Here is a 9588-nt window from a genome sequence, read left to right on the forward strand (position 1 = left end):
TATGACAACAGAAAATCTTAGAGCAGCATTGGAATACGCAGTAGAACTAAATGAGAATGGATTAGAAATTTTAACAGCAGTAGATGGTACAGAGTATTATGACGCTAACAAATTCAATCTCAAAGAACTTGATCCTAAACGCTATCCTAAAACTTTGGAGCTATCAACTTTAACAAGTCTTGTTGACTATCTCAAAACAGATCTCAACAATTTGAAAAAACAACGCTTGATTGTCGCTGTTGAGAAAAATGATGAGGTTTGTGTATGGTCTGAAAATGATGAGCGTGAGCATCGTACATTACTTGTTGATGTTAAGGCACGCATCCCAGAGCTTTCTTTTGGCCGTTTCCTATCACCAGAGCAGTTTAACATCATGTTGCAATCAAACTTTATTGATGACAATGACCGTAGCGCATTATTAGAGTTTGCTAGCGCACTAAAAATTGAGAATGGGGCTGAAATCGAAGATAACGGGGTCTCTCAAGTGGCAACCGTTAAAACAGGGGTGGCAAGTCTCGCTAAAGGCAAAGCTCCTAACCCAGTCACATTGCGCCCATATCGTACATTTAGCGAGATTGAACAACCAGCAAGCCTATTCGTCTTTAGGATTGATAAGCAAGCAAATATGGCTTTATTCGAGGCAGATGGTAAGCGTTGGGTAGCTGATGCGGTCGAAAACATTGCAGCCTATTTAAAAGAAAGACTAGCAGACCAAGAAAATATCACAGTTTTGGCATAAAGCACATTGCGAAAGTGCCTGGTTAAAGGTTGAGAGAAAAGTATGATTGGATTTTATAAATTTATGATTGTATCAGCGTGCCTTTTATTGGCATTGCTGATTGCAATCGCTGGAAGAAATAGCTTTAAAGAAAACACATTCGATAAAGTTTTATGGTTCGTGCTGTATATCTATGCGTTTGGGTTGTTGCAAACGGTCTATAAATTACTATCTGGAGGTTGAAATGGTCAAAAAGCAATTGATTAGCCTTTGCTTAGCGATATTTTTCTTGGCAATAGCTGTATTTAATCTTGGGATAGCAGTATCGAGAGATCATTACAGAGAAAAAATCTCGGCGCTAGAAAAACAGGTCGATGAATTAAAACAGAGAAAATCTGTTATCATTCATCAGGTAGATAACGCTGGGGGAATGATGTATGGAAAAATAACTGACAAACAGATTATATCCGGCCATTACACCGTAACTGCAGGAGCTTACGGGAAGTTTTTGGTCACAAAATCTCAATATGATAGTCTTGAGATCGGCGATGATATACCAGAGTATTTAAAACAGAGAGGAAATTAAAATGAAATTGAAAAAATTGATTGCATGTATTCTTGTATCAATGACCTTGCTTGGATTGGCAGCTTGCCGAGAAAGTAAAAAAGTATCGTACAATATCAGTCAAGAAGCTGATAATTTTAATGTTATTCGGCGAGTTGCCGTAATCAACACTAGAACAGATAAAATCGAATTTGAAGTTATTGGCCGAATTTCTGTAGAAACTGAGGCCAACGATGGAAAACGACTTGAAATATTAGTCGAAACTGCAAAAGGCGTATATAAAAAACACATGGTAAATCTTACAGGATGGAATATGTATGTTGTAGAAGATCTTGAGGGGGCTGAGGTAAATCAGTACAAGTATGAAGTCAATTACATGCCAGAAAGTATCCTGCCATTCACAGTTACAAATAAAAAGTAGGCATGAAATGAAATTTGAATTTTCTTTGCCTAGAAACACCAAAAACAAAGCTCTGAACATGGTTATCAATAGTAACGACAGGCAACATCAGGCAGATAAAGCTAAAGTTACTAAGCGCATCAGAGCTTTTGCCTATTGGCATACATCGATGAACAAGGATAAAGGGAGGGCTGCTTTTAGCCCCTCTAACCCTTGTGAGGTTACAGTTACAATTTACAGCCCTACTAAATCTAAACTAGATCCGCCTAACCTTTATCCGACAGTCAAGGCTATTATAGATGGCATGACCGATGCCGGAATTTGGGTAGATGATAATCACAAGGTTATCAAAAAGTTATCTTTTGTTTATGGTGGCTTGAGCGAGGAGAAAGGGCATTATAGATTAGTGTTTGATATAGAGGAGGTGAAAGATGAGACCTAAAAAATATCCATATTTAGGAAGAAGAAAAAGGCAAAAAGTCTCGTCGCCATTATTTTCTGCACGACCAATTTTTAACGAGATTCCAATTGTGGAAGAGGTCAAAGTTGATCTCGGAGTTGAAGCTAATGTTGGACGTTCATATCCAGAAATGTTAATACATTTAGATATTTCTGGATACGGAAATAGAGTGCATTCTGTACATCAATTTCCTGGTATCTTCCTTACTGTTGGTGAATCAATCCAACTAAAGATACTCTTTTATAAAAGGATTAGAAATTTGACCGCAGATCGTTTTTTGACCTTTAGAGAATCTGATTGGAAGTTTCTTATCAGCGATCTGGTCAATGAATTTGTGCGTTAGAAAGTTAATGAGGAGAAGAAAAATGAAGTTTAAAAAACTATTAGCAATCGCATTGCTTGGCTTATCTTTTGTATGGTTGGCAGCGTGTGGAAACAAGGATGTCCTTGGAACAACTTTCACTTTTAATTACGCAAAAGTGAAAATGGTAGATGGGCAAATCGTAGAGGGCAAAGTCAAACAGTGGGCGAAGTACGAGAAACAGGATAGTATCCGTGTCACTTTTGAAAATGGAGATGAGTATTACACTCACTCAAGTAACGTAACTTTGTATAACAAATAAGGAGAAGAAAAAATGAATTATAAAGTAACAGTTGATGGTAAAGAGATTGAATACGGTGCATTGGTTGAAAAATCACGTTTTTCAGAAAAAGAATGGTCTGCTATTTACGCTGAAATTGTGAAACAAAATCAGCCAGAAGTCTTTGAAAATAAGCAATCAGATACTGATTACATTGATGCATTCGGTGCGCTGATTGCTCTTGAGGAACGATATGAGGCATTGCTTGAGCTATTACCTCAAGATCAGTTCTCTTATGCCGGCACGCATCCAAAATGGGTAGCCGATGCAGTATCAGAGAACACATTGAACAAAGAAGACACGTTGCAGGATATTGTCGATATAATTGAACGGTGTGATACCTTCGATCAACTTAAAGGGGAGTTAAAAAGTTATTTTGAGCTGGATTAGCAATTTGGAGGTAAATAGATGATTGAATTATCAAAGAAGCAAGCAGATTATTTGGAGTATCAACGACAAGCGCTTTTTGATCCAGAAATAAGAGGGCTGATGGATGATCCAGATTTAATTCAGAGGGCGTTAATTATCGGATATGTCGTGATAGATAGATGAGGCAAACATAATGACTAAAAAGAAAATAGAGCGCCTATCAGTGATGCATCGTAGAGAGATAACCTGGCTCAAATGGTATTTTTTGAGAGACAAGGACAATCCTAAAAAAACAATACTTGAGCAAAAAATTCATAAAAGTTTTTTAGATAATAAACTTGACAAAGCGATTTTTTTAGTCAATCTAAAAACTGTCACAACAGAATTCGTAGAAAAAACAGATGAAAAAATTTTAAAAACCATCAAAGAGGTGTATGTTTACGAAAATCTCAATGTGATTGGCGCTTGTCAAGAAATCTTATATCTAAGTCCTAGCCCAGCTTATACCCATCTTAACATATGGTTTGATAAGTATTTCTACTCCACTTACAAATATCTCCCTCTAAAAATATAACCGTAAAAATCCCCTAGCCTATGTATCTATAATCAAGGTACATAGGTTTTTTATTAGGAGGATAATATGGATAATCTGACAACAAAACCATATCACAGGCAAAAGACTATTAACCAGTATAATTTGCCAGATTATGATGCCACGCGCACAGATGGTAGATATAACATACCTACACTTGAGCCGGTTGATCATATACCGAGTAAATTACAGGGTTTTAACTATGTTTTGAATAAACCTGACTATTCAGCAGGAGTTCATTTTTTCCTAGATGATTATCAGTTTGAAAGAATGTGGAGACGCCCAGATTTTTATATAGAGAAGTTATCGGCCTTTGACTGTGTGCTTACTCCAGATTTTAGCCTATATACAGACATGCCAATAGCTATGCAACTTTGGAATACTTACCGCTCAAGATTGATAGGTCAAATGATGCAGAATTGGGGGTATACGGTTATACCAACGGTGTCCTGGGCGGATGCCGATAGCTATGATTTTTGTTTTGATGGGATACCTACAAAAAGTACTGTTGCAATTAGTACGATAGGAGTTAAGAAAAGTCAGCAGCGTATTAAGATATGGCAGAATGGCATGGATGCCATGATTGATAGATTACAACCAAGCCGAATTTTGGTATATGGTGGTGCGATTGAATACGATTATAAAGGTATCGAAGTTGTTTATTTTGGTAATGACACGATTGAAAGGATGGACAAATGGGAGGTAGAGGGGCAAGCTCTGGAATGAGCCATAAAGGCAAAAAGTATGGTACAGAATACAAAACTGTACATAAAGCAGGAAATATAAAGTTTGTTACTCAAAATGGGCACGGGTCACAAAAGACTCCAATGGAAACAATGACAAAAGGTAGGGTTTACGCACTTATTGATAAGAATAAAAACGCACCCAAGAGTATTGTCTATTTTGATACAAAAAATAAGCGTAATAAGCAAATTGACTTAGATCATGTGCATAAAGGTATGAAACCACATGCTCATCATGGCTATAATCATGCAGAGCATGAGAAAAGCAAAAAGGGAGCAACCAATTTGACACCAAAAGAGCGTAAACTTGTTGAAAAAGTCAAAAAAGAGTGGTATAATCACATTAAGAAACGTAGGGAGTAGTATATAGGGATTACGCCTTGATGGAGGAGATTCCGGTTCGAATCCGGGCTACTACGTTACATCTTAGCCCCTTAATTGGGGGCTTTTTTTGTGTCTTAAATCAAAAATAACAGTAAAACATCCCCTCTTTTAGCATATAAAATGAAATCATGAGTAGCAATACTTGTGATTTTTTTGTTGGAAAGGAGGTAGCGAATGAATGAAAGACAGAGGCGCTTTGCAGATGAGTACATAAAGACAGGAAACGGCTATCAATCAGCAATTAAGGCTGGTTATAGTGAGAGTTATGCCAATAATCGTATTACTGAACTGTTGGGAAATGTTGGGATAAAAGAGTACATAAATAAGCAGATGCAAGAGCTGCATAAGTCAAATATCATGGATGCGACAGAGGCGCTCTATATCCTTTCTGAAATCGCTAGAGGTAAACGAGATGAGGAGGTTTTGATACTTAATCCAACGACAGGGAAAGTAGAAAGGCACACAAAAAAAGCAGATAATGCCACGGTTATCAAGGCCATTACTGAAATCTTAAAACGATATCCAACAGCTAAGCAATCCGAAAAACTAGGGCTTGAGATTGAGAAATTAAAATCACAGTTGACAGATACACAGATGGAAGATGACACCATCACAATTATTGATAGCTGGGAGGGTGACGATGAGGATAATTGATATTCAAAAAAATGTCAACCCCCACTTTAAGAGTGTTTGGGTATCTAAATTGCCATATAATGTGTTGAAAGGTGGACGTAACTCTTTTAAATCGTCTGTAATCGCACTGAAACTAGCTTACATGATGCTGCGTTATATCAAAATGGGAGAGACGGCAAATGTAGTAGTTATTCGCAAGGTTGCAAATACTATTAGAGATAGTGTTTTCAATAAGATTTTTTGGGCTTTAAACTTGTTTGGTGTTGCTAATAGGTTCAAAAAGACTATCAGCCCTTTTCAGATCATTCACAAAAAGACAGGATCGACATTTTACTTTTACGGCCAAGATGACTTTCAAAAGCTCAAGTCAAATGACATTGGGAACATAATAGCGGTCTGGTATGAAGAAGCTGCTGAATTTGGTAGTCAAGAAGATTTTGACCAATCCAACGTAACCTTTATGCGCCAAAAGCATCCACGCGCTAAGTTTGTACAATTTTTTTGGTCTTACAATCCACCCAGAAATCCGTATAGTTGGATCAATGAGTGGTTTGAGAACATCAAGACTAACAAGAACTATCTAGCACATTCAAGCACTTACCTTGATGATGAGCTGGGATTTGTAACAGAACAGATGCTAGAAGATATAGAGCGCATCAAAGAGAATGACTATGACTATTACAGGTATCTATATCTTGGTGAGGCTGTTGGATTGGGGAATAATGTATATAACATGAGTACATTTCACCCATTAGATGCTTTGCCCTCTGATGATCGGCTAATAGGCATATCCTTTGCTCTTGACGGCGGGCATCAACAATCAGCTACTGCTTGTTGCGCTTTTGGCATCACGGCTAAAGGTAAAGTCATCTTACTAGATACCTGGTACTATTCACCAGCTGGCCAAGTGATAAAGAAAGCACCTAGCCAACTATCACAGGACATCAATGGCTTTATACAATCTGTTGTCAGCAAGTACAGAGTACCTATCTTGCAATATACGATTGATAGCGCAGAGGGAGCATTGAGAAACCAGATGTATCTTGATTTCAGTATTAGATGGCATCCAGTGACTAAATTGAAGAAAGTAACAATGATTGATACATTCCAATCATTGTTAGCGCAAGGTCGCTTTTATTACCTTGATACAGAGAATAACAAGATATTTATTGAAGAACATAGGATGTACAGGTGGGATGAAAAGACAATCAAATCAGATAATCCTAATGTCATTAAAGAAGACGACCACACATGCGACACATCACAGTATTTTGTGTTGGATAATGCAAAAATACTTGGTTTGCGTGTGGGTAACACATAAGGGGGGCAGACATGAGCCTATTTCAGAAGATAAAAGATTTTTTTAACCGTGGGAGGTATAACATGACAACAGCAAATCTAAGTAGCATTCTAGATCATCCAAAAATCGCTGTGACCCAAGAGGAATTTCGCCGTATTCAGCATAATCTGACTTACTATCAATCTAAATTTGAAGATATTGAGTATATCAATACGGATGGAGACAGAAAGCGCAGAAAGATGCAACACTTGCCGATCGCACGCACAGCAGCCAAAAAGATTGCCAGCCTTGTTTACAACGAACAAGCAGAGATTTCAGCAAAAGATGAAACACTGAATAAGTTCTTGAATGATATGCTAGGTAATGACCGCTTTAACAAGAACTTTGAGCGGTATTTAGAGAGTGCATTGGCACTTGGTGGGCTAGCTATGAGGCCTTATATTGACGGAGATAAAGTTAGAGTGGCATTTATTCAAGCACCAGTATTTTTGCCACTGCAAAGCAACACGCAAGATGTATCAAGTGCTGCCATTTTAACAAAGACTATCAAATCAGAGGGTAAAACTAATGTGTATTATACTTTAGTCGAGTTCCACGAGTGGGTTACTAAAGATGGTAGCGAGATAGGAAGTACAAAGGATAAGAACTTATACCGTATCACTAATGAGCTGTATAAATCAGATACAGGTGAATCGCTAGGTCAGAGAGTCAACTTACAAGAACTCTACCCAGACCTAGAGCCAGTAACGGTATTAAAAGACCTATCACGATCGTTGTTTACTTATCTGAAAACGCCAGGTATGAATAATAAAGATATTAACTCACCACTTGGCCTATCAATTTTTGACAATGCCAAAACCACTATTGACTTTATCAATCGCACTTATGATGAATTTATGTGGGAAATCAAGATGGGGCAAAGGCGCGTGATTGTACCAGAGCAGCTAACGCAACTCAAAGTGCAAGATACCCACGGTAATATCGCTTTCAAACACCGTTTTGATGTTGAACAAAATGTGTATATGCAAGTAGGAGCTGGTGACATGGATAGCGGCAATATTGTTGACCTCACAACGCCTATTAGGTCATCTGATTACATTTCTGCTATTTCAGAGGGGCTGAAACTCTTTGAGATGCAGATAGGGGTATCTAGTGGCATGTTTACCTTTGACGGTCAAGGAGTCAAGACAGCGACCGAGATTGTCAGCGAAAATAGCGATACTTACCAGATGCGCAACAGCATTGTTGCACTGGTTGAGCAGTCTATTAAAGAGCTTTGTGTATCTATGTGTGAACTTGGTAAGGCAGTTGGTCTGTACAAGGGGAACATTCCAGAACTTGATGATATTTCAGTTAATCTGGATGATGGGGTCTTTACTGATAGACATGCGGAGCTTGATTACTGGATGAAGATGGTAGCAGCTGGCTTTGCAACACAGAAAAGAGGTATTGCCAAGACGCTGAACGTCACGGAGGATGAAGCAGAGAAAGAGCTTGCTGAAATCAATGGAGAATTACCGCCTGAAAATGATGCTGAACTAGCGCTGTATAACAACCATAAGAGGGTAGAAGATGGAGAAGAACAAAAGGCCGATAACACTTAATGATCAGCAGTTTTCTCTGCAAATGCAGGGCGTGAGCGATATTTACGCTAAAATGCAGATTGAGCTATTTGACAGCATGATTAAACGCCTAAAAAAGCGCGGTAGTGCTGACTTGCAAGAAAATCCGTATGTATGGCAACTAGAAAAACTCAATGATATGCACATGTTGAACGATAAAAACCTAAAAACAATATCAGAGCGTACAGGTATTGCTGAAAGCCTGTTAAGAAATGTTATTGCCAATGAGGGGTTGAAGGTCTATAAGGACACTAAACAGCAGCTTGAAGAAGATTTAGGGCGCGTGCATAGCGGTATTGTTAGAAATGGCGTTACAGATGCATTAGAAGCCTATACATCACAAGCTATTGAAGACCTCAATCTTATCAATACAACATTACCTAAAAGCATTCAAAATGTCTTTAAATCAATAGTAGAGCAGACAGTTGCTAATGTGGTAGCTGGTACTAAAACAAGTGATAGGGCTTTGCATGAGACTATTATGGGTTGGCAGAAAAAAGGCTTTACCGGTTTTACAGATGCAGCAGGTAGGGAGTGGAGAGCTGATAGCTATGCACGCGCTATCATCAAAACAACGACTTACAGAGTGTACAACGAAATGCGAACTAGACCGGCGGAAGAATTGGGTATTGATACATTTTACTACTCTATCAAGCGCACAGCGCGGCCAGCGTGCAGCCCGATTCAAGGTAAGATTGTTACTAAAGGTGAAAGTCGTACAGAAAATGGCACAAAAATCTATTCATTGTACGATTATGACTATGGCACTGCTGGTGGCTGTCTTGGTGTCCATTGCGGGCATTACTTAACACCTTTTATTATTGGTGCTAATGAGTTGCCAGACCTACCAGACTATCTAAAGAACCTTACACCAGAGCAAGCAGAAGAAAACGCACGCATAGAAGCTAAACAGAGAGCATTAGAGCGAGCTATTAAAAATCACAAGGAGCGCTTGCACTATGCCAATACTATGAATGATGATGACTTTATACAAGCTGAAAAACTAAAAGTCAGAATGTATCAGAATAAAATCAGAAATCTTGTGGATAACTATGATTTTCTGTATCGAGATTACAGCAGAGAAAAGTTATACACATAATCTAGCGTTGCCATGTGCAGCGCTTTTTTGTTTGTCTAAAACCGTAAAAAATCCCATCTAAT

Annotated in this window: 15 protein-coding genes; all 15 read left to right on the forward strand. The window is 38.4% G+C overall.

The window, feature by feature from the left end; translation table 11 throughout:
• Position 1: 1 nt before the first annotated feature.
• The 15 genes from SCRDD08_RS04545 (at position 2) to SCRDD08_RS04615 (ending at position 9526) form a co-directional block, all read left to right on the forward strand.
• Complete coding sequence (locus SCRDD08_RS04545; RefSeq protein WP_061422620.1) at positions 2-739, forward strand: hypothetical protein; 738 nt, start codon at positions 2-4, stop codon at positions 737-739.
• Positions 740-962: 223 nt separating this feature from the next.
• Positions 963-1304: a DUF1372 family protein gene (locus tag SCRDD08_RS04555; protein ID WP_061422621.1), complete on the forward strand. Its 342-nt coding sequence runs from the start codon at positions 963-965 to the stop codon at positions 1302-1304.
• A gap of 7 nt (positions 1305-1311) precedes the next feature.
• Positions 1312-1704: a beta-sandwich lipoprotein gene (locus SCRDD08_RS04560; protein WP_061423263.1), complete on the forward strand. Its 393-nt coding sequence runs from the start codon at positions 1312-1314 to the stop codon at positions 1702-1704.
• A 7-nt stretch (positions 1705-1711) separates the two neighbouring features.
• A complete protein-coding gene (locus tag SCRDD08_RS04565) occupies positions 1712-2125 on the forward strand; it encodes a RusA family crossover junction endodeoxyribonuclease (RefSeq protein ID WP_061422622.1) in 414 nt (137 codons plus the stop codon).
• Positions 2115-2486 carry a hypothetical protein gene (locus tag SCRDD08_RS04570; RefSeq protein ID WP_061422623.1) on the forward strand — a complete coding sequence of 124 codons (372 nt, stop codon included), beginning with the start codon at positions 2115-2117 and terminating at the stop codon, positions 2484-2486. The genes SCRDD08_RS04565 and SCRDD08_RS04570 overlap by 11 nt, the downstream gene beginning before the upstream one ends.
• A gap of 22 nt (positions 2487-2508) precedes the next feature.
• Positions 2509-2766, forward strand: coding sequence for a hypothetical protein (locus SCRDD08_RS04575; protein WP_050125249.1), 258 nt, complete (start codon positions 2509-2511; stop codon positions 2764-2766).
• Between the two features lie 12 nt (positions 2767-2778).
• Positions 2779-3174 (forward strand): hypothetical protein, encoded by a 396-nt coding sequence (locus SCRDD08_RS04580; RefSeq protein ID WP_061422624.1) that lies wholly within the window; start codon positions 2779-2781, stop codon positions 3172-3174.
• Between the two features lie 18 nt (positions 3175-3192).
• A complete protein-coding gene (locus SCRDD08_RS11650; protein ID WP_196756170.1) occupies positions 3193-3336 on the forward strand; it encodes a hypothetical protein in 144 nt (47 codons plus the stop codon).
• A 10-nt stretch (positions 3337-3346) separates the two neighbouring features.
• On the forward strand, positions 3347-3727 hold the full coding sequence (locus SCRDD08_RS04585) for a hypothetical protein (protein ID WP_061422625.1): 381 nt from the start codon (positions 3347-3349) through the stop codon (positions 3725-3727).
• 66 nt (positions 3728-3793) lie between these two features.
• Positions 3794-4471 carry a DUF4417 domain-containing protein gene (locus tag SCRDD08_RS04590; RefSeq protein ID WP_061422626.1) on the forward strand — a complete coding sequence of 226 codons (678 nt, stop codon included), beginning with the start codon at positions 3794-3796 and terminating at the stop codon, positions 4469-4471.
• Positions 4468-4851, forward strand: coding sequence for a hypothetical protein (locus SCRDD08_RS04595; protein ID WP_231089327.1), 384 nt, complete (start codon positions 4468-4470; stop codon positions 4849-4851). The genes SCRDD08_RS04590 and SCRDD08_RS04595 overlap by 4 nt, the downstream gene beginning before the upstream one ends.
• 195 nt (positions 4852-5046) lie before the next feature.
• Positions 5047-5526, forward strand: a complete 480-nt coding sequence (locus SCRDD08_RS04600) for a terminase small subunit (RefSeq protein ID WP_061422627.1) — start codon at positions 5047-5049, stop codon at positions 5524-5526.
• The gene (locus SCRDD08_RS04605; protein ID WP_061422628.1) at positions 5513-6826 is read left to right on the forward strand and encodes a PBSX family phage terminase large subunit; all 1314 of its coding nucleotides are present in this window, start codon (positions 5513-5515) and stop codon (positions 6824-6826) included. Before SCRDD08_RS04600 ends, SCRDD08_RS04605 begins: the two co-directional genes overlap by 14 nt.
• Positions 6827-6837: 11 nt before the next feature.
• Complete coding sequence (locus SCRDD08_RS04610; RefSeq protein ID WP_061422629.1) at positions 6838-8409, forward strand: phage portal protein; 1572 nt, start codon at positions 6838-6840, stop codon at positions 8407-8409.
• A complete protein-coding gene (locus SCRDD08_RS04615; RefSeq protein ID WP_061422630.1) occupies positions 8378-9526 on the forward strand; it encodes a phage minor capsid protein in 1149 nt (382 codons plus the stop codon). Before SCRDD08_RS04610 ends, SCRDD08_RS04615 begins: the two co-directional genes overlap by 32 nt.
• Positions 9527-9588 lie beyond the last annotated feature (62 nt).

This window comes from Streptococcus cristatus (assembly GCF_001578775.1).
GTDB lineage: Bacteria > Bacillota > Bacilli > Lactobacillales > Streptococcaceae > Streptococcus > Streptococcus cristatus_A.